General features: G+C 39.4%; 13 protein-coding genes and 1 tRNA gene. 3 read left to right on the top strand and 11 right to left on the bottom strand.

The features are described 5' to 3' along the window. Positions 1-27: 27 nt before the first annotated feature. From ACQKC9_RS04640 to ACQKC9_RS04625, 4 genes are all read right to left on the bottom strand, one after another. On the bottom strand, positions 28-1,422 hold the full coding sequence (locus ACQKC9_RS04640; RefSeq protein WP_427620677.1) for an ethanolamine ammonia-lyase subunit EutB: 1,395 nt from the start codon (positions 1,420-1,422) through the stop codon (positions 28-30). Between the two features lie 164 nt (positions 1,423-1,586). Continuing rightward, complete coding sequence (gene eat, locus ACQKC9_RS04635; protein ID WP_427620676.1) at positions 1,587-3,029, bottom strand: ethanolamine permease; 1,443 nt, start codon at positions 3,027-3,029, stop codon at positions 1,587-1,589. A gap of 267 nt (positions 3,030-3,296) precedes the next feature. After that, positions 3,297-4,823 carry an aldehyde dehydrogenase gene (gene adh, locus ACQKC9_RS04630; RefSeq protein ID WP_427620675.1) on the bottom strand — a complete coding sequence of 509 codons (1,527 nt, stop codon included), beginning with the start codon at positions 4,821-4,823 and terminating at the stop codon, positions 3,297-3,299. Between the two features lie 451 nt (positions 4,824-5,274). After that, positions 5,275-6,171 carry a competence protein CoiA family protein gene (locus ACQKC9_RS04625; RefSeq protein WP_427620674.1) on the bottom strand — a complete coding sequence of 299 codons (897 nt, stop codon included), beginning with the start codon at positions 6,169-6,171 and terminating at the stop codon, positions 5,275-5,277. 111 nt (positions 6,172-6,282) lie between these two features. Between ACQKC9_RS04625 and ACQKC9_RS04620 the strand changes: the two genes are divergently transcribed. Beyond that, entirely contained in the window at positions 6,283-7,341 is a 1,059-nt protein-coding gene (locus tag ACQKC9_RS04620) for a hypothetical protein (protein ID WP_427620673.1), read from the top strand. 11 nt (positions 7,342-7,352) lie between these two features. Here ACQKC9_RS04620 and ACQKC9_RS04615 read toward each other — a convergent pair whose 3' ends face one another. From ACQKC9_RS04615 to ACQKC9_RS04585, 7 genes are all read right to left on the bottom strand, one after another. Beyond that, positions 7,353-9,188 carry a DUF4209 domain-containing protein gene (locus tag ACQKC9_RS04615; protein WP_427620672.1) on the bottom strand — a complete coding sequence of 612 codons (1,836 nt, stop codon included), beginning with the start codon at positions 9,186-9,188 and terminating at the stop codon, positions 7,353-7,355. Between the two features lie 86 nt (positions 9,189-9,274). Beyond that, positions 9,275-11,749, bottom strand: coding sequence for a DUF2357 domain-containing protein (locus tag ACQKC9_RS04610; protein ID WP_427620671.1), 2,475 nt, complete (start codon positions 11,747-11,749; stop codon positions 9,275-9,277). A gap of 45 nt (positions 11,750-11,794) precedes the next feature. Continuing rightward, complete coding sequence (locus ACQKC9_RS04605; RefSeq protein ID WP_427620670.1) at positions 11,795-13,228, bottom strand: McrB family protein; 1,434 nt, start codon at positions 13,226-13,228, stop codon at positions 11,795-11,797. Positions 13,229-13,720: 492 nt separating this feature from the next. Then, entirely contained in the window at positions 13,721-14,974 is a 1,254-nt protein-coding gene (locus tag ACQKC9_RS04600; protein WP_427620669.1) for a DNA cytosine methyltransferase, read from the bottom strand. 107 nt (positions 14,975-15,081) lie between these two features. Further along, complete coding sequence (locus ACQKC9_RS04595; protein WP_427620668.1) at positions 15,082-16,437, bottom strand: tyrosine-type recombinase/integrase; 1,356 nt, start codon at positions 16,435-16,437, stop codon at positions 15,082-15,084. Between the two features lie 163 nt (positions 16,438-16,600). Then, a tRNA-Leu gene (locus tag ACQKC9_RS04590) sits at positions 16,601-16,687 on the bottom strand. A gap of 152 nt (positions 16,688-16,839) precedes the next feature. Next, positions 16,840-17,613 carry a ferredoxin--NADP reductase gene (locus tag ACQKC9_RS04585; protein WP_427620667.1) on the bottom strand — a complete coding sequence of 258 codons (774 nt, stop codon included), beginning with the start codon at positions 17,611-17,613 and terminating at the stop codon, positions 16,840-16,842. 426 nt (positions 17,614-18,039) lie between these two features. On the opposite strand from ACQKC9_RS04585, the gene tsaA reads away from it, so the two are divergent. Beyond that, positions 18,040-18,897 carry a tRNA (N6-threonylcarbamoyladenosine(37)-N6)-methyltransferase TrmO gene (tsaA, locus tag ACQKC9_RS04580; RefSeq protein WP_427620666.1) on the top strand — a complete coding sequence of 286 codons (858 nt, stop codon included), beginning with the start codon at positions 18,040-18,042 and terminating at the stop codon, positions 18,895-18,897. 59 nt (positions 18,898-18,956) lie between these two features. Further along, positions 18,957-20,744 carry a GspE/PulE family protein gene (locus ACQKC9_RS04575; protein WP_394124215.1) on the top strand — a complete coding sequence of 596 codons (1,788 nt, stop codon included), beginning with the start codon at positions 18,957-18,959 and terminating at the stop codon, positions 20,742-20,744. The last annotated feature ends 90 nt before the right edge of the window (positions 20,745-20,834 follow it).

The following is a 20,834-nucleotide window of genomic DNA, read 5'->3' as shown; positions in this document are numbered from 1 at the left end:
GTGTATTGACGTTTTCTATACTCTCGCTTAAGTAAGTTTGCTACCCATTATTCCTGACAGTAAGGCTGACGGTTTGTCAGACCAATTGATACTACTACCAGATTGGGTATAGATATCGTTATTACTGAGCCAAAGCGCAAACTCAGGGGCAGGGGTAAGACCAAGAAGTTGTCTAATGTATAGGGCATCATGGAATGAAGTCGTCTGATAATTGAGCATCACATCGTCTGAGCCTGGAATGCCCATGATGAAGTTAATACCAGCATTGGCTAACAACGTTAGTAAAGTATCCATATCGTCCTGATCTGCGTCAGCGTGATTGGTATAGCAAATATCACAACCCATGGGTACGCCAAGAAGCTTGCCACAAAAATGATCTTCTAATCCTGCTCTAATGATCTGTTTACCATCGAAAAGATATTCAGGCCCAATGAAACCAACCACGGTATTAACCAATAAGGGTTTAAACTCTCTAGCCACAGCATAAGCTCTGGCTTCAAGCGTTTGCTGATCAGCACCAAAGTTAGCATTGCTTGATAACGCACTACCTTGACCTGTTTCGAAATACATGACATTTTGACCTACTGTGCCACGATTAAGACTCGTAGCAGCCTCATACCCTTCTCTTAACATCGCTAAGTTTATGCCATAGCTGGTATTCGCTTTTTCACTCCCTGTGATGGACTGGAAAACCAAATCGACAGGTACGTTTTTATTGATTAACTGTATAGCAGAAGTGATATGGGTTAATACGCAAGACTGAGTAGGGATTTGATATTCTGAGATAACATGATCTAGTAGTTTTAATAATTCTGATAGGTTCTGGATATTATCAGTAGCAGGATTGATACCAATGACCGCATCACCATTGCCATACATCAACCCATCAATGATGCTTGCAGAAATACCTAATAGATCATCTGTTGGATGGTTTGGTTGTAGGCGTGTGGATAGAGACCCTTCTAGACCGATGGTATTACGAAATTTAGTGACCACGCGACATTTTTTGGCCACCAAGATAAGGTCTTGTACACGCATTATTTTACTGACAGCTGCTACCATCTCAGGTGTAAAGGCATATTTTAAATCTGATATAGTCTCTGTGGTAGCTGACTCGCCTAAAAGCCAGTCTCTTAAGTCTCCAACAGTAAAGCTAGATATTTTAGAGAAAGCTTGAGGGTCATGCTGCTGCATAATTAAACGAGTGACTTCATCCTTTTCATAAGAAATTAAAAAGTCATCTAGAAAGTCAGTTAATAAGCAGTCTGCTAGTGCCATTTGTGCTGCTACACGCTCTGTCGCATCATTGGCAGCTACTCCAGCTAACTCATCACCTGAACGCCTAGGCGATGCTTTTGCAAGCAAGGTTTTTAAGTCTTTAAACTGGTAGCTTCGTTGTCCTACAGTATGTTTATATGCCATGTTAACCACCTTGATTTCGTAAGCACATTGATTAGCTCTAATATGTGAATTGCTAACGAAACTATATATTTCAGATTATCATAACTCTAAGTTTCAATTTAGTTGAAACTTAGAGTCGTGTGAGAGGTTTCTAATTAACTTATACAACATCATAATCAGTGTATTTAATTCAATTCATCAGCTGCCGCTTCTATTTGCGCGAACTCTTCCTCTGGTGTGCCACTGACTAAATGGTGACGACTAAATATAACGAAATAAAGAATAAATATGGCATAAATACCAGCAGCCATAAACCAGACTTTAGGATCTACCATTAACCCTGCTATTACGGCAAGTAATGCCAAACCTAAAGCAATACCTGAAGTGAAAATGCCACCGGGTGTTTTATAAGGTCGAGCAAGGTCAGGTCGAGATAAGCGTAACTTGATATGAGATGCCATCATTAATACGTACGAAACGGTTGCACCAAATACAGCCATCAGGATAAGTAAATCACCTTCACCAGTAAGTGACAATAGAAAGCCTATGATTCCAGGAACGATAAGAGCTAGATAGGGTGCTTTATTATTGTTGGTTAATGACAGTTTCTTAGGTAGGTAACCTGCACGAGACAAAGCGAAGATCTGTCTAGAGTAGGCATATATGATCGAGAAAAAGCTTGCAATCAAACCAGCCAAGCCAACGAAATTTACGAAACTTGCTAACCAAGAATTGGCTCCGTATACAGAGGCTAAGGCATCTACTAAGGGTGCACCTGAGTCTTTTAATGCATCCGCACCAGCAGCTCCTGGTCCCAAGAATAGTATAAGGATTGCAAATGTTGCTAGTATTAGCATCGAGCCAATCAATCCACGTGGTAATGATTTAGCTGGGTCTTTGGCTTCTTCAGCTGCTAAAGGTACACCTTCAACTGCTAAAAAGAACCAAATGGCATAGGGCACAGCAGCCCAAATCCCGATATAGCCGTATGGTAAGAATGAGCTTGCTCCTGTTTGATTCCCAACCGCTATGTCAAAAAGATTTTTACTATCAAAATGAGGAATCATTGATACTATGAATACACCTAGTGCGATACAAGCAATGGCTGTGATCCCAAACATAATTTTTAAGGCTTCACCAGCACCTTTGAGGTGAATGGCTATGAAAACAATATAACAAGCTAGATATACCATCCAACCACCAATGCCAAATAGAGACTCACAATAGGCACCAATGAATACGGCAATAGCGGCTGGCGCAATAGCGTATTCAATTAAAATTGCTGTACCCGTTAAATAGCCTCCTAAAGGTCCAAAAGCAGTTCGTGCAAAACTATAACCGCCACCTGCAGTAGGTAGCATTGTCGCCATTTCTGACATAGATAAACACATGCAGAGGTACATTATGGCGACTACAATAGTGGCTACAAACATCCCGCCCCAACCACCTTGAGCAAGTCCAAAGTTCCAACCTGCAAAATCGCCAGAAATCACGTAGGCAACACCAAGGCCTATTAATAGTACCCAGCCGACCGCACCTTGTTTCAATTGTCTTTTAGCAAAATAGTCATTTTCAGCCTGAGTACTTCCTGCTACGCCATTTAGTTGGCTATCAGCGTTTTTAGACATGTCGTTCTCCAAAGCTCAGCCAATTGACAATAAATTGGTAAGCTATTATCAAAATATATTAAGTACTTCATAATGAATACAACATAGCTTCTTCGGTTCAAGCATGACAATATTGTCATATCTCCATTAAAGGCAAATTATGTGCCATACAAAAAAGTGACTTTCCTAATGGATAAAATGGGAAAGGCACTATTTTGAGACAATTGTTTGTTTCATTTCGGTGCCTTAGTAAGAAAAAAGCATGTTTTTAGAGCACATATTTTGAAATTAAAAGAACCCCATTTTTTTAGGACTGTAAGACACCAGCATGTTTTTGGTTTGCTGATAATGATCAAGCATCATTAGATGGTTTTCACGGCCAATACCAGATTGCTTGTAACCGCCGAACGCAGAATGAGCAGGATAGATATGATAGCAGTTGGTCCAGACACGACCTGCTTGGATACCACGTCCAAAGCGATAAGCTTTATGTACGCTACGAGTCCAAACCCCAGCACCCAAACCATACAAAGTATCATTAGCAATACTCATTGCCTCTTCATCATCTTTGAAAGTAGTGACTGCTAGCACTGGACCAAATATCTCTTCTTGGAACACTCTCATGTCATTGGTGCCCTCAAAAATAGTCGGCTGCACATAGTAGCCATCGCCGAGATCGCCTTCGTGCCTGGCACGTTCGCCACCGACTAATACTTTAGCGCCTTCTTTTTTGCCAATATCTAGATAAGATAAAATCTTTTCTAGCTGATCTGAACTTGCTTGTGCACCGATCATGGTATCCGTATCTAATGGATTACCCATTTTGATGGCTTTGACACGCTCAATACAGCGTTTGATAAATTCATCATAAATACTTTCATGAACAAGAGCGCGTGAAGGACATGTACAAACTTCACCTTGGTTAAGTGCAAACATAACTAAGCCCTCAACTGCTTTGTCTAGGAAGTCATCGTCCTCATCCATAACGTCTGCAAAAAAAATGTTTGGACTCTTACCGCCAAGCTCTAGCGTTACCGGAATGATGTTTTCGCTGGCATATTGCATGATAAGACGACCAGTAGTAGTCTCACCTGTAAAGGCGACTTTATTGATACGTGGGTTAGATGCTAGAGGTTTACCGGCCTCGACCCCGAAGCCATTGACGACGTTCAAAACACCTTTAGGCAAAATATCGCCAATGCCAATTGTTTCAAGCATATAGAGAATAGACGCAGGAGTTTGCTCAGCAGGCTTTAGGACGACACAGTTGCCAGCAGCTAATGCAGGGGCAAGTTTCCAAACAGCCATTAGGATAGGGAAGTTCCATGGAATGATCTGACCGACAACACCAAGTGGTTCATGAAAATGATAAGCAACAGTATCATCATCAATTTGACTAATACCACCTTCTTGAGCGCGAATAGCGCCAGCGAAATAACGGAAATGATCAATAGCTAATGGAATATCGGCAGCTAATGTCTCGCGAACCGCTTTACCATTCTCATAACACTCGGCTATAGCAATAGCTTCTAGATTGGCTTCCATTTTATCAGCGATTTTTAAGAGTAGATTGGCACGTTCAGTGACGCTTGTCTTACCCCAGGCATCTTTTGCAGCATGAGCCGCATCTAGTGCTTTTTCAATATCTGCTTCTTTTGAACGTGCAACTTGGCAAATGGTTTTACCATCAATTGGGCTTGTGTTATCGAAATATTCGCCATCGATGGGTGCAACCCATTCACCATTGACAAAATTGTCGTATTTTTCGCGAAAGTGGACGGTACTGTTTTCAGTATTGGGATTTGGATATAACATAAACGATTCCTTGTTGTGTAAGAAAGATAGTTTTAACTATCTAAAATTGATCTTCCTGATCAAGTCATAATTTCATGCTACTCATATTTTCGTTTAAGTTAAAGATAATTTTTATGTAAGTTTTTGTTTTATAAAAATATTATGAATCGATAATTTTGATTGTGCTTTACATCTGCTTGATTCCCAAACCCTCCATTTCAATTTCTACAATGATGGAAGGATTATATTTTTTAGTCTAAAAAATATAATCCTTTTTCAAAAATTCATTTTCTTTCAAGCATATCGTTCTTAATTTGCGCAATATCCCGTTCGCTCTCTAGTAGAGCCTTATTTTGCAATTGTATTCGCTATATCGTCCATACAAGTAGCGCCATCATTAGCAAGATTATAATTAGCAGCATAGTAGTGAGTGTCATAGCTTTGTTGTCCGTAATATTAGGTAGAGCTATATTTAAGCAGTAGGGGTCATATCCATTTCTTGCAGTCGCTGAAAGACAATGTCTGAAAACGGCTTGAAGTAATTCCATGACTTATATTTTTGATTGTACTGACCGCCACCTTCGTTACGCCACTGCTTTAGTATCTCAATAACATCGTGGTTAAAATTCACACATTTAACAGATACCATGCCTGACTTAAAAACTCTCACGTCGACCCAAGCATGGTTGATAGTAAAGCGATAAGTGTCGTAACTTTTATCAAAGCTTTCATTGATATTATTTTCAGTGACTGTTTGGCAGTTATAGGTGGATTCAACCAATAGTGTAGGGGCTACTGGTATTGTTAACGATTTCGGTGCTGGGAATATCCACTGCTTATTACTGACACAGTCTAGAATATAATCTTTGGCTTCCTCACTCGGTACCTCAATACCTTGTGTCATGATATCTCTCAAATCGATCTCAACAGTCTTAATGCCTAATTGCTTAATAAAATCTGCTTTATCAGTATCGATGAAAGAAGTCACGGCAACTTCAATAAACATCATTTCATCATCGACCGTTGCGACTATATCCGGTCGAATACAGCCTATAGATTGCTCCTCGATAAGGTGGTCAAACTGCCAAGTTTTATCCTCGCTATTTTCGTCATCAGGTAGTGATGGCAGTGTTAAATACCTCTCTTGCATAATGACTTGTTTAGCAAACTTGTGTAGGATACTTTCAGGATGAATAGTGCAGCTTTCCTTATTGTTTAGGTGTGCAAAATGGTGCTCATTCTTTTCACCTTTACGAGCCACTACAGGCTCGCCACATTCAAAGCAAAAACACATACAAGCCAGCCCTCGCTCGACTTGCTTAACATTGACGATTTGCTTTTGCTCATTAACAGCTATTGACATAGTCATAGTTACCATCCTCTTGTTAGTTGGTTAGGAGTGAGGTAATTATGAGAAGAATTCTGCCTCTAAAACAGACTGCTATTGGGGGCGTAATAGGATTTTAATCGGTATTTAACTATGAAAAACATGTACTTAGGTGTCTTTGAAGAGCTCGAAAAACAATTTCTTAATTTTCCAAGAAATACTTTTTATGATCATTGCCTCAGAATAATAGTCGAAGCACAGCTCAACAAAATAAAGTATTCGGATGAAGGGTTTGAACCTAATAAGTTATCAAGACAAGATATCTATGCCAAAGCGAGGGGCGTGAATAAAAATACTGTGAGCAGTCAAGTTGCTAAAAATAAGATAAAAACGGATAGATTAAATGTAGAGTTAGAAAAATTTATCGAATCACAACCAGACTGTAAACAGGCTTTTAAGGATATAGGTTATTTACCAGAAGTTATTTCATCTGTATCAGAGGGTGGTGCCAAAAACAAAACCTACGTGTGGATGAGTATTAGAGCTATTGAAAATGAGGAAGAGCAGATAGCTAAATCTGCTGTCTTTGAATCTGAGGATTATGAAGATTTAAGTAGTATTACTTATGAGCGCAAAGCGACTTCTGAGATTAAGCCATCTTTATTCACTAAGCTATTCTTCAAAGAAGGTGAGCTAAAGATCTTAAGCTTTCGAGGCATTTTGCTAATGATCTTGCTGATGCTAAGTTTTTTGGTAGATATCTGTGTTGCTATCTTTGCGTTACTTGTCATCCTATTACTAAGCGAATTACAAAATTTTAAGCTTTGGCAAGCTATGCTTTTCGTAGCATTCATTCCTGTAGCTTATCTAAACTGGCGGTATTTTTTTATGCCACTATATATGTTGCCTTATCACCGTGTCGTTAAAGCGCCTATGTTCTTTGCTAATATCAATGTCGATAATGCAGATATTGAAATGTACCGAAATAAAGATAAGCTCAACATAGCAAGGATTACAGAGTTCACTGCAACCTGTCCAATTTGCTCTGGCGTAATCGAGCTTGCTAAAGGTAAACCAGATCAAAAGCAGCCGCTAGTAGGGCGCTGTAGGGAAGCGCCTCATGCTCATGTATATAGCTTTGATCGGATGACGATGAGGGGGTGCTTTTTAGGTATGGAAGATTATTCCGTGAATAATGCACTTGGACTTTAGACTTAAAAAATTTATTCAACATTAGATGTGCTAGAGTCAAATAACGACCTGACTACCAATCTCAAAATCATCCACCACGCATAAATCGATACTTGAGAACCAGAGCTTTGATCATCCAGTAAACCGTGAGCAACATCGTTGCGTAAGTTAGCGCCAATAGATTCGGTGAAGACAGCTTTTAATTCGAACAGTAGGTCTTCACCTAGTACCTCCTCAGCTTGCTCATGCTTGAGCAATGTTGATAAACCATTTTCATTTTCAATACCACCTTTATCGATAGTAGTGGTATGAACGCCATTATTTTTTAAACAAATTCTCACTATATGTTCGACTTGAGGAGCAAGTAAATGAATGCTGTTTCTAAAGTCGTGCTCAAAACCGCTCCATAGAGCACTAGCTAAAAGGTACTCTCGACCTTTAGGAACTATGGGTGAAAGTTTACATAGCTGTATTAAGTACTCCTTTGTTACTCTAAAATCCATAAGTATTTGGTTTAATGCTGGGACGATGCTTCCTTGCACCATAAACTGTATGTTTAACTGAAAGTCTTGAGTCATTTTACTAAATATTGCTGGTTCGCTTTCTTCTTCTGTTTTGTAATCAAGACCTAATGCTGGAGTTTTAGCAGTAACTCGCCCATCTCCAGAATAATGAATGTTACCAAACAAGCTACTCAGAAAATACTGTTGGTGACTTTCTAAGGCTTGAGATCGCAGGTCTTTATATATGGGAGAAGGAAAGGTAGTAAAATATAATAAAGCATTATTTAGATCTTGCTTATCTGATACATGTTCTATAGACGCCTTAACGGTGTCAGTTATATCAACACTGGGTAGCTGAAAAACAGGCATTTCATCTAATATGTTGTGACCTGTTTCAATAATCTTATCTCTGACAGAAACCATCTTCTCATTAACAGCGTACAAACTTCTCTTCGCTTTTGGAACTTTTCGATAAGTCTGAAGAGCATTTTCATAGCTATGATTAGCAGCCATTTGACCTTGAATATTATTTGTTACTTGAGAATCACCTTCAAGTACAAAGCATTCAGCTGACAAGAGCAAACAGTTTAGCCACTTATCATCTTCTTGTTGAGCCCTAAAAAACTTTTCAGCCACAGCAAGATGATCACGAGCTTTCCAATAGTTACCTGAATTTAAAAGGTTTATACCATGACCACATAGCTCTTCTGAAATTTTTGTCAGGTCGTCTCTAAGTAGATGGTGATGTCCAATCATCTCACCAAGCCAGAGATTCATAAAATGGCTATCTGAGTAATATTTTTCAAAAGCAATTTTTAGTATTGACTCGATATTTTGTATTTTTTGACGATCTTTTGTTTGTCTAGCTAACTGAACGCATCGTTCCCAGCACTGTTTTATATCAGGGTGCCATGTTTCAGGGTCGATCGGAAGTTGCATATAGCTTTCTATAGCAGCTTGTGCGTAATCGACTTTTCTTGGACTTGCGCATAACCAAAGTATGTCAGCAAAGCGAGCTCTAATCATAGGGTCTGTTATGTCAGTATAAACACCTGCTATGAAATCTAGCTGTTCACTTGTTAAATCATCTGGAATAGCTGATCGCTGAATAGTATTTCCATCAGAGTAAGTGGTGCCAGCCTTAAAAGGATCGTTAGGACTACTTGGATTGATTGCCATTGAGCAAATATCTGAAGCAAGTTGTAACGCATTAGCTAAAGCTTCATTACCTTGTCCTCGTTCCAGATTTGCTTGCTTGTAGTAAGCTACAGATATAGAGAAGTATCCAAGCTCAAATAGATCATTAATGTTCAGATTGCTATTTTTGATAAACTCAGTAGCGGAGCATAAAGTAGAATCTGACATTGATGCTTTCCTTGTTTTTTATAAATAATTTGTACTCAAATAAACTTTATTATGACGGTTGCTTTGACTTGAGCTACGATTGGTTGCTATGAGACCGTTATCTTGGAACACAACTCTTGATATACTGGTTCAATATCGTTGAAGTCACTGACGCTTTGTAAGCATCTTAAAGTGGTCAGCTTAAAGTATTGTTGAGTAGAATCAGGTACGTTATTGATTTTGCTTTGTAACTTTAACGGCTGATCAAGCTCAAAAATAAAATGGTCTGTGAGAGCGACCATTTTTTTCACAGGCCATACATATTCAATGTCGCAACAGTTAGAGTCGAGATCAGAACATAGAGCTAAGCTTAAATAGCGAACTTCTTTTAAAACATGGTAGTCATATCTAGTGAATAAACTGTCTTTAGATAAAGTATAGAGCGCAACAGTACCGTCTTTAATAAGACTATAATCGCTATCACTTTTATCTACAGTTAGCGTTAGAGTTAAGTCTTTATACAGTACTTGTCGCATACCATCGTACGGAATACGCACGGCATCCTGTAGGTAAATATTTTCTTCCATACTGGACTTGTATTGAGGGGGCGCTAAGTCTGATACATCACTAGAAATACGTTTACCGATATTTTGACGTAAGAAATTTAGTAGCCAATAGCAGCTGTTATCAGCTTCTGTACTGTTTTGAGTTAGGCTAGGTAATAACGCAAAAGCACCAATACTTATTTCATCGATAGTATCAGAGTAAGGGTTGGCTTTACTTATCTGATCAAAATAGCCAGGATATAACGCAAAGGCACCGAAAACAGGGCGGCTCTTATCCACACCGTTTTTGTGTGTGCTTTCATTAACATGGATCAATGCATCACGGTAACGGTGCATCTGATTGATGGCATCATCAGGTACACCATCTTCAATGAAGAATGTAGAATTTTTCTTTTCTTCCTCTGTTTTATTTAGCCACAGATTTAGCTCATCTTCAGTAGGTTTGCCAATATATTGGTTTTTATTGTTTGTTTTGATATTGGAGATCCTATATTTTGCATCAAATAACCAGATAAACCGTCTATCATTAGGGAAGGTAACTTCTAATAAAATATCAGGTTTTTGGCTGACAGAATAAGTTCGAATCGGTTTAGTAGTTTTATTGAATGGCGGTTCATGAGCCAATCTAACTTTCACGCCATCATCACGTTCAAATTTAAATGCACCAGAAAAACCGTCTTTTAGCTGATATTCAAAAAATTTCTTAAGTTGTAATTCTTGTTTCTTAGTAGAGACCTCATTAAAGCCTAACTCATCTATTAAGATATTTCTTAAAGTCAAAAAACACCACACCTCATAGATTTCTGCAACTGACTTCATAGAAATGCTAGATTGATTATCAAACATATCCAAGTAAAACTTTAACTCCTGCCAAATTCTATATACTGAACTGTAGCCTACCTTTTGTTGCAACACCAATGATTCTCGACCATTACCATTATAGTTACCAACATTAGCCATAAAGCCTTGTTTTAGCATCTTTTGTAAGGGTTGTTGCCACTGATTAAGCTCATCTAAGAATGCATTTGATAGTCTTTGAGAGCTTGGTTTTTTATTATCTTGCCTAAGCTTATGCTCAAAATCAGCCAGTCGTTTTTTGGTAGTGGATACAACCATTTTGATAAAACGATTTTCTGGAGTATCAACACTGAGCTGTTTTTTTGTGACTCGATAACGCTGTTCATGCAGACCCTTATCGAGATCTTCCTTTATTTTTTCTCCTAATCGTGCAGATATTTTGCCTTTTATTCTCGCAGCTTTGGTATAAGACGTTTGAGCCTGTAAGCGACTATGCGGTGCTTGGCTAATAACCTTTAAGGCATGAGACAGTTGATGACGCAAATGACTGAAGTTTGCCAGCCAAAGCAGTGGAAACTTATGACGTTGTTTGGTTTGCGCGCTATCTTGTTCGGTCTTTTCGACCAAACTAAATCGCCAAAGTGGAAAGGAATTATCAATAGCCTGATACATCTTAGGTAAGTCATCATGCAAACTCATCTTAGTAGGTAGCACTTCAAAAGCAATGGTACTTTTAAGGGTTTGAGATGACTTGATGTAATTAAAGGGTAGGCGTAGCCAACCAACATCATTTGCAGTATTGATCGTACCTGTTAGGCGTGCTAGCGTTGAACGTTGTTTATTTGCCTTAATAAACCGAAAGCTCTTGTTAATAGCGTGGCTACGATGGCTCAGATACGCTTCTTCCACGTCACCAGTAAAGATGACTTCAAACTGATATTGAAGGTTCTCAAAAAAGATAAAATCATCTAATTCTAAAGACTCTACCAAGCCCGAAGGAGTTGAGCTGCCTTCTATAGCAAAGGGTTTATCCATAAAATCAGTGTTGAGAATATCTAAGGGCGGAGAAAAGCGCACTATAGATGGTTGAGCATTATGATCGCTTATGGCCTCACGTTTCTCTAAAGTAGACTGATAGGTCTTTTGACGTTTCTCAATGTCATTGCACCAAATGGACAGCTCAAAATCAGGGGTTTGTATCCTTAACAGATCTGGCATTATTACTCCATTGGTTTTGCTATATCTATTCTATAATTGCAAGTCTTATGGCCAAAAGCTAGTAAAGCCAGAACGCTCTAAACGTTGTTGCATCCAAGCCAGTTTAGCCTTGCTACGACAAGTGATATTTAATACGCTACCATCTATATTTTTACGATATAAATCAGGACGTAGTTTATCTTGATCGTCTTCCATAGACCAAATATCAACAAGTTCTTGCTTTAAGATAGCGGTTAATTCTGTGAGTAACGACTTCTCATGACTACTAACAGAATCATCTATAACTGCTAACTTGTCATGATCTCCTTCGATGCGTGGTAATACTTTGCACATCAAAAAGTCATCCCATACAGCTTGCAGTTGCTTCTCATCTTCAGGATAGGCGCTAATCACAGCAAGCAGTAGCTCATTCAATGCTCTAAAAGCCAGTTGAAAAGGTGTATCATCTAATACTTTATTAATTGATTTTAGAAAACCAATACTTCTGTTGCCGTCACTATCTATCGTAGGGAGCTGATCGGTAGTGGCTTGAGAGTAAATAGGGTAGCTCAAGGCGTTATGAGTGACCGTCGGTTCAAAAAAGTTATCAAATTCATTAGGGAAAAAGTCGCCAAAATCAAAACTCAAAGCACGATCGATAACCTTACGCGAAAAACCATGTGTAGTTTCATCCATATTGACCGTACCAGCTACGATTAAATTAAAGGGCAGACCCAACCCATGCTCGCAGAACAAGTCCCAAGCATCATCGTACTGTTCATCTGCAAATCCTAATGCATCACGTAATTTGCTTTTATCATCTAATTGTTTGATGGTCTCTGACTTTAAAAGAGAATCGCAGCAATAAGTGAATTGTTCATCCTCCCACTGCCATTCGCGAGTCTCTAGAACCGATAGATAGTCGGCAAAGTATTGCTCAACAGGGGCTAAATTCATTTCATCCAAGCATAGCCAGTAAGGCAATACTTGCTCAAGCTCGCCTTTGCCACCCATGACAGCAAGACCATTACCCTCAGCCTCTAGCTCAAGACCTGCATTAATAATGGCACGCCATGATTTAGCAATGAATTGTAGTACGTCAGTGGTAATATATTCAGCGTCACCATCACCGCCTAAGCGCGAGGTATAGCCAAGTATATCGCTGGGTTCATGCCAGTCAGGACGTACGGAGATCAGGCGGTAAGTGTCATTAAGACTGCCTGTGGCTTTGGCTTGCTCACGGACAAAGCGAGTTTTGCCAGTACCAGAGATACCAGCTAGGAGTAGGAAGGGTTTGGATAGCTCAACTGTATTTACAGGGCGTGAATATACAGGAAAGGCCTGAAGTCTATTATATTCATCTAGTAAAACCTTAAAAGCACGTTTCTCAACACATAGATCATAAACTAAATCACCGAATATGCTAGAGGATGCATTAGGAAGATTGATTTTTTGTAGCAAAACAGAACCAAAGCATTCCTTTTTACCTCTGACAGTCATTCTGTTTCCATTCTGACTAGGAAGAATGAGCTGCTTTGCCCCTAGTCTAAATGAACTATCATCTTGATCAAGAAATTTCGCAAAAAGCTCTATATCAGCACTGTTCGAGTTGAAATGATCTTTTAAAATTTGATTGTTATTTATAGCAGTTTTGATTTGTTGATAATTGCCAATAAGCTGACTAGCTAATGATTTTACCTTCTCAAATAACTCTATATATTTATATAGTTCTGTAGCAAACTGATATAACTGACAAGCGTATAAAAAGTATTGATTTGGTATTACAGCATAATTTTCTGTTCTCGTCTCTGTAGCTTGTCTTGTTATAGCAAACGAAGTATAAGTACTAAACTGGTAACTCGTACTATCAAGGGAGTTTGCTAGTATATTTTTTGATGTATTAGAGATCTTATAGTCATGTAATGTATTGCGATTAACTAATGGCTCAACCACTATGATATCTTTTAGCGACTGCAACATAACGCCTCACATTTAATTAAAGTTTGTTTGGATTTTTTCAGCTAGAGCGTTAATAACATTAACGGTTACACTATTACCAAATTGCTTATATGCTTGAGTATTCGAATCGCTATATTCAAAATCATCTGGAAATCCCTGTAACCGAGCAGCTTCCCTTGGACTTACTTTCCTTGGGTTTCGATTAGGCTGTTCAATTAAAATCTCACTACCATCCTTATAGTATCTAGCCGAGATTGTATTAGTATAAGATGATTCTGGAGATACTAAACCATAACCAAAACCTTTACCGTTTTTCTTGTTTTGTATTTTTCGGCGCTGATGACCAGCCCATAAACGATCAGATATAGTTAGCTTAGGGTCTGGAGTCCCTTCTAATATATCACCCAAACGAGTATCCAATCCAAGGCTCTCTGGATATAAGAACTCATCAATTTCACCGTTTCTCCAAAGCACAATATAAATTCTTTGCCTATTCTGAGGGATGCCAAAATCAATAGATTTTAATATCATTTTCTTGGCTAATGTTTGAATCTCTTTAGTAGTCCCTTCCTCAATAACTTCTTTTGGGATATTACAGCTATAACCGATTTGTGTCAGCGTATTTAAAATGACTTTGAGAGTGTGGCCTTTATCATGACTAATCAAACCTTTAACATTTTCCAATACAGCAAATCTAGGTCTTTTTTGATCAAGAATATTTGCAATATCATGGAATAACGTACCCCTAGTATCTTCGATTCCTAGTTTCAGACCAGCATGAGAAAAGGGCTGACAAGGAAATCCTGCAAGTAAAATATCATGTTTAGGTATGTTCTTTGGGTCAATTAAAGTAATATCACCAAATGGATATTCTCCATGGTTTCTTTGGTAGGTTTGTTGAGCGTGTTTGTCGAATTCAGAAGAGAAAACACAGACTCCACCAGTATTTTGAAACCCAAGTCTCATACCACCAATACCAGCAAATAAATCAATAAATGTGAACTTTGCTTCTTCGTTTGGTTTTAATTGCAAACCATCAAAAACTATTTTAAAAAAATCAGTTCTACTTTTATAGACCTTGCCGTCTTTAAGTATAGAGATTACATCGTTTTTAAGTTCTTCTGGTTTAGCAAGACGTGAGTCACAAAACAACTGACTATCTGTAGCTAAAGCGTGTAACCACTGGTCAATCACGGCTTGTACTTCTGTTCCATCAGGTATGTGAGGCTCTGCTAATGGTCGAATTAGTTCCTCTGCTTTACAAAGAATTTCAGATTTATCTTTCATGGTTATTCACAACTATTATTTTCAATGATACATTAATACTGAGATCTCAGTTTCGAGCGACACTATATAGCATCACTGTATTTAACTTTACTCTATCTGTTTCAAAATTATTGGTTTAATAGCTCACGTACTTTATCCTCTCCTAAATGATCAATCAGTGCCTGAAGCTGAACCATAGGATCAGTTTTTGTTTCTGCATCATATCTAAACTCTGCCGTATCTCTTTCTTCTCTCAAAGCGTCTAAATAGTCAGCCCACTTCTGCATCATATCACTACGATCATCAATGTACTCAAATCGACCGTAAGCTGAGCCGTTAGGATCTTTAGTGGTATGACCCAATGCCATCTCTACAAGCACAAGCGGATACTTTAACTGCTCTTGTAGGAGTGTCTTTGCTGTCGCTCTAAAGCCATGAGCACAATGTATGTTTTGATAACCTAAATCCTTGAGACGTTTGTTTGCTGTATTCTCAGAGATGATCTGGTGCTTTTTTGCGGTTTGGCTAAAAAAGACATATTCGGTATGGCCATTAATTTTTTGCTGTTCACGTAGTATAGCTACAGCTTGATCAGGTAAGGGGACGACCATATCTTTAACCATAGTTACCTTACCTTGGCCTTTTAATGGCTTTAATTGCCACCTACCAGCCTCTAGATCAACATCAGCCCATCTCATACGGCGTAGATCACCGTTACGTACGAATAGTAATGCCAATAGCCTAAGGGAGTTAATCGTGTTCGGATCGCCTTCTATGGTTTCAACAGCTCGCAGTAGTTTGCCCAAATCTTTAGGATTAGTGATAGCAGGACGATGACCATAGCTAGACTTAGCTAATTGACTCTTAATAAGCGCCGCAGGATTGCTGCTACAGAATCCACGAGCTCCAGCATAGATAAATACGTCACTAGCGATGCCTGCACAGCGTTCAGCTTTATCCGTGGGTTTGCCAACTTTATTTAATGAGTTAGCTTGGATGTCTAGTAACACTTCGAGCATTCTAGGTGAGCCAATTTCACTAATAGGTTCATTACCAATATAGGAGCATATAAGCTCTAAACGGCCTCTTTTACGAATTAACGTATTACCTTTTTGAGTCTTCTCTAGTCCTTCAAAATACTCCCAAGCAAAATGATTAAAAGAATTTTTAGTTTTACTAACAAGACTTTTCTTCAATTCTTCACGATGGTTTTTGGGGTCAATGCTACGGCTTAATAGCTCTTCATATTCACGCCAAATTTCACAGGCACGTGAAAACGATACGTTTGGATACACGCCAAGCGATATACGTTTGTTTTTTGAATGAGTAGGAGACAGGTAGCGATAAACCCAAGATTTAGTGCCGTTAGGTCTAACCATGAGATAAAGCATAGGATGATTTTTTACAGAGACCAGATATTCTTTATCATCGGCTTTATGACTGCTGATGCTACGGTCAGAGCTGATTGGCTTGCGTGCTTCCATGACTGACATCTCCAATGTACATTTAAAAACCAGTGTACATAGTAGTGTACATCAGATGCATGGATTAGGATAGATTCATGGGACAGTATGGAACGCCAGATACAACAAAGCCCCTGATATCAGGGGCTTTAGCTGCTCTATAAGTAGTTATAGAACTATATATTGGTACCAGTGGTCGGACTCGAACCGACACGCTTTTAAAGGCAACGGATTTTGAATCCGTCATGTCTACCAATTCCATCACACTGGCATGTTAGGTGATAATAATTATTAACTAAATATTACCGAATTGGGTTACAGTGTTGACTGTATAGGCTGCGTATTATAGCAGCCTATTTACATGCGTCAAGTATTATTTTATACAATTTTTCATTTATTCTAATGATGCTAAATAGCATCATTCTAGCCGACAAAGGCACGCTCAACTGCGTAATCTGCTTGCACACCCATACGTGGTGAAACAGTCAGGCCGAAGTCATCTAAAATAGCAGAAACCTCAGCATTAAACGGCATACTGCCACAAAGCATGACGCGGTCATCATCCTTATTCATTGGTGGTAAACCAATATCTTCAAACAATTTGCCTGATTTCATCAAATCAGTGACACGTCCTTGGTTTCTGAATTCTTCACGCGTAACAGTTGGATAATAGATGAATTTTTCGCGGAACCATTCACCAAAGATTTCATCATCAGGCAGCTCATTTTCAAACATCTCACGATAAGCCAAATCATGAACATGACGTACGCCATGTACTAAGATGATTTTGTCAAAACGCTCATACACTTCAGGATCACGTGCTAGTGACAAGAAAGGAGCAAGGCCAGTACCAGTAGAAAGCATATACAGATTCTTACCTGGTAGCAGATCGTCCAATACTAGTGTGCCCGTTGGTTTTTTACTGACTAACAGCTCATCACCTACTTTGATATGCTGTAAGCGCGAAGTTAACGGACCATCTTGAACTTTAATAGAGAAGAATTCTAAATGATCTTCATAGTTAGGGCTGGCAATTGAATAAGCGCGTAGTAGTGGCTTGCCATCAACAACAAGTCCAATCATCGCAAATTCGCCATTACGAAAGCGTAAGCCATCGTCACGAGTGGTTTTGATACTAAATAGAGAGTCATTCCAGTGATGAACCTCTGTGACCGTTTCGGTGCGAAGTTTTGACATAAAGTCCTCGTTAATAAGTTGTTATTTGTGTGTTAAGTCTGAATAAGCATTAAATCAGAATTTTCAATGTTAAATTGAACATTATAAAAACGTATCAGTCTTTTAATCGTTGTCGAAACTGCTATTTTTATGAACGAGTAAATGATGAGTAAGCGTAATACAGCTGGTTTATCAGCTTATATATAGCCAGCTATTACGTCATTAGACATAGTAGATTTGCGTCAACGATGACAGCATTACTGGTCATATCATCCAAATGTAAATGACTCTCATCAAATTTCTTGCTCATAATACCAAACTTTAAAATAAAAATCCGTCTAGCAGCGATTGTCTAGCATGATAAAATGGAATATCGTTAGTGAGTAATTTTGTATCATTTGGCAAAACTGCTTTATCAGGGCAGTTTTGTATTACTGGAGTTGGTATATGCTTGATGAGAATTCCCTGTTAGATAACTACCATCAAGCTCCTGTTATTGGCTATCATCATGCTCCGCTTTCACAAAAATTCGGTGCGCCGCGCCAGCCAAACCTAGTCGCTTTGACTAGTGTCATTGAGATGTTAGCGCCATATGATACGCCAGCTGCATGTGATGGTTTGGATAAGTTTAGCCATATATGGGTGAGTTGGCAGTTTCATCATAATTATCGATATAAAAACAGTAATGAAACCAGTACTAGTTTTCGCGCTCAAGTACGCCCACCAAGATTGGGCGGTAATCAAAAAATAGGGGTGTTTGCCAGTCGAAGCATGTATCGTCCTTCAGGCCTAGGCCTATCTGTCGTCAAGCTCGAGCAAGTCAAAATAGTTCAAGGTCGTGTATTATTGATTATCAAAGGTGCTGATATGATAGATGGCACGCCAATCATCGATATAAAGCCATATGTGGCCTATAGTGATGCGCTGATTCAGGTAGAGAGTGGTTTTGCACCAACTGCTCCAGAGTTATTAAACGTAACCGTGACCGATGCCGCTAACGAACAGTTTATGATGCTAGTAAGCGCAAACGAGCCTAGTAATGCTAATAATGATGATACAAGTATTAAAGACGCAAACACTGGATCGAATAGTGCGACAGTTGCGTCTACGATTCATCATATACAAAGTCGATTGATAGGCTCAGATATGAGCATTATCAAAGAGCTAATTGCCCAAGACCCGCGTCCAGCTTATCGACGGACAGAGATAGCCATGCCATTTGTTATGCGTTATAAATCCGTTGATGTGAGTTTTCAGTTGATAGAATCAGGACAGCTACAGATAACTGCTGTAGTTGCGGTGTAGCTGGCTTACATCGGTAGCGTTTTTGACAACACATTTTAAAATAATAGAAGAAGAGAGATATGTCTGCTCAACAGTACTCGATAGTGATTGATTTGCGTTGGTGTCTAGATGAGCTATTGGCAGATAAAGTGATTGACCAACGCGGCTATAACCTAGTCATTACTAGCCGTCGCGACAAAGCGCAGCATCCTCTACTAACGATTAGTGAGTTTGGCTTGCCAAATGGCCATGCGACGGACAATAGCGCTGAAAATAAGTTAACTTTGGCTTGGCTCAACCAATGGTTGGCGGCTAAAGCAGACATGACTCTCGTTCGTATTGATCCTCTAAAAGTTGATGTCCCTGCAGTCACACAATTAATGTCATTTGAATATGCACGCTCACAGCATATTTTACCGATTGAGGTCGCTGTAGACGAAGTGATTATCGGAACGGATCAGCCTTTTTATACTGACTGGCACTCAAGTATTGAAAAATTGATCAAATCAAAAAGCTATCGTACGGTCTATATCAATCCTGAGCAGATCAAACGCTACCGTCAAGAGTTCTATCAAGTCACCCAAGCGATTGCAGGCGCAAATAGTGTCCATAAGCGTGCAGCTGCCGATGTGACCAATGTCGAAGCATTATTGCAATTGGGTGACAATACCAACCCTGATGCCAATGACCAGCATATTGTCAGAGTTGTTGATTGGCTGTTGCAATATGCCTTTGAGCAACGAGCTAGTGATATCCATTTAGAGCCACGCCGTGAGACAGGTAAGGTGCGCTTCCGTATCGATGGTGTACTTCATACGGTGTATGAGATGCCATTGGCAATCATCGTCGCGGTGACCGCACGTATCAAAATTTTAGGACGGCTAAATGTTGCAGAAAAGCGTAAACCACAAGACGGTCGTTTAAAGACGCGAACGCCGAAGGGGTTAGAGACAGAACTTCGTTTATCGACTATGCCAACCGCGTTTGGTGAAAAGTTGGTCATGCGGGTGTTCGATCCTGAAGTACTGGTACGTTCCTTTGCTCAGCTTGGTCTATCCGGCAAGCAGCTTGAAACGTGGCATGAATTGACTGCTCATCCAAACGGCATTATTTTGGTCACTGGGCCTACAGGTTCAGGTAAGACCACGACCTTGTATAGTACTCTCAAGCAGTTAGCGACTGAACAAGTCAATGTCTGTACCATTGAAGATCCTATTGAAATGATTGAACCTGCATTTAACCAAATGCAAGTAAATCCAGGCGTTGATTTAAACTTTGCAGACGGCATTCGCTCCTTGATGCGTCAAGATCCTGACATCATTATGGTAGGAGAGATTCGTGATGCTGAAACAGCCAATATGGCAGTACAAGCCTCATTGACAGGGCATTTGGTGCTCTCGACACTACATACTAACGATGCGCCAAGTTCAATCACTCGCTTGCATGATTTGGGGATTCAGCCATTTTTGACATCAGCAACTATCTTAGGCGTAATGGCACAGCGCTTGTTACGTACGCTATGCCCGCATTGCAAAAAAGCGGTAGACGTTGTGCCAGACAGTGAGATTGCCATTCAATGGCAGGAGTTGGTACAACCTTGGCGCGCACCTGCCCCAGCACAAATTTATATGGCTCAAGGCTGCGAGCATTGTCGACATACTGGTTATCAGGGACGAGTCGGCCTATACGAGATTATGCCGTTGTCTAACGAATTAAAAAAACTGGTCGCAGCCGATACAAATTTAGATGTGCTCAAACAACAAGCCTATCGTGAAGGTCTACAGCCATTACGTCTATCAGGTGCAAAACGTATTAGTGAAGGCGTGACAACCATAGAAGAGGTGATGCGAGTCGTGCCTCTTAATTAGTCTCATGTATTAGGACGTGCATTAGTGAATAGGTTTTTAAAAATAGGAAATACGATGCTACTTGAAAACAGCTTCCTTCACAGCAATCAA

The sequence above is a fragment of the Psychrobacter sp. NPDC078409 genome, assembly GCF_050268505.1.
Classification (GTDB): domain Bacteria; phylum Pseudomonadota; class Gammaproteobacteria; order Pseudomonadales; family Moraxellaceae; genus Psychrobacter.
This window is presented reverse-complemented; position numbering and strand designations above follow the sequence as displayed.

Coding starts and splice junctions, on each gene's coding strand:
- ACQKC9_RS04640 (WP_427620677.1), bottom strand. CDS start 1,422: ATGGCATATAAACATACTGTAGGACAACGAAGCTACCAGTTTAAAGAC.
- eat (WP_427620676.1), bottom strand. CDS start 3,029: ATGTCTAAAAACGCTGATAGCCAACTAAATGGCGTAGCAGGAAGTACT.
- adh (WP_427620675.1), bottom strand. CDS start 4,823: ATGTTATATCCAAATCCCAATACTGAAAACAGTACCGTCCACTTTCGC.
- ACQKC9_RS04625 (WP_427620674.1), bottom strand. CDS start 6,171: ATGACTATGTCAATAGCTGTTAATGAGCAAAAGCAAATCGTCAATGTT.
- ACQKC9_RS04620 (WP_427620673.1), top strand. CDS start 6,283: ATGAAAAACATGTACTTAGGTGTCTTTGAAGAGCTCGAAAAACAATTT.
- ACQKC9_RS04615 (WP_427620672.1), bottom strand. CDS start 9,188: ATGTCAGATTCTACTTTATGCTCCGCTACTGAGTTTATCAAAAATAGC.
- ACQKC9_RS04610 (WP_427620671.1), bottom strand. CDS start 11,749: ATGCCAGATCTGTTAAGGATACAAACCCCTGATTTTGAGCTGTCCATT.
- ACQKC9_RS04605 (WP_427620670.1), bottom strand. CDS start 13,228: ATGACTGTCAGAGGTAAAAAGGAATGCTTTGGTTCTGTTTTGCTACAA.
- ACQKC9_RS04600 (WP_427620669.1), bottom strand. CDS start 14,974: ATGAAAGATAAATCTGAAATTCTTTGTAAAGCAGAGGAACTAATTCGA.
- ACQKC9_RS04595 (WP_427620668.1), bottom strand. CDS start 16,437: ATGGAAGCACGCAAGCCAATCAGCTCTGACCGTAGCATCAGCAGTCAT.
- ACQKC9_RS04585 (WP_427620667.1), bottom strand. CDS start 17,613: ATGTCAAAACTTCGCACCGAAACGGTCACAGAGGTTCATCACTGGAAT.
- tsaA (WP_427620666.1), top strand. CDS start 18,040: ATGCTTGATGAGAATTCCCTGTTAGATAACTACCATCAAGCTCCTGTT.
- ACQKC9_RS04575 (WP_394124215.1), top strand. CDS start 18,957: ATGTCTGCTCAACAGTACTCGATAGTGATTGATTTGCGTTGGTGTCTA.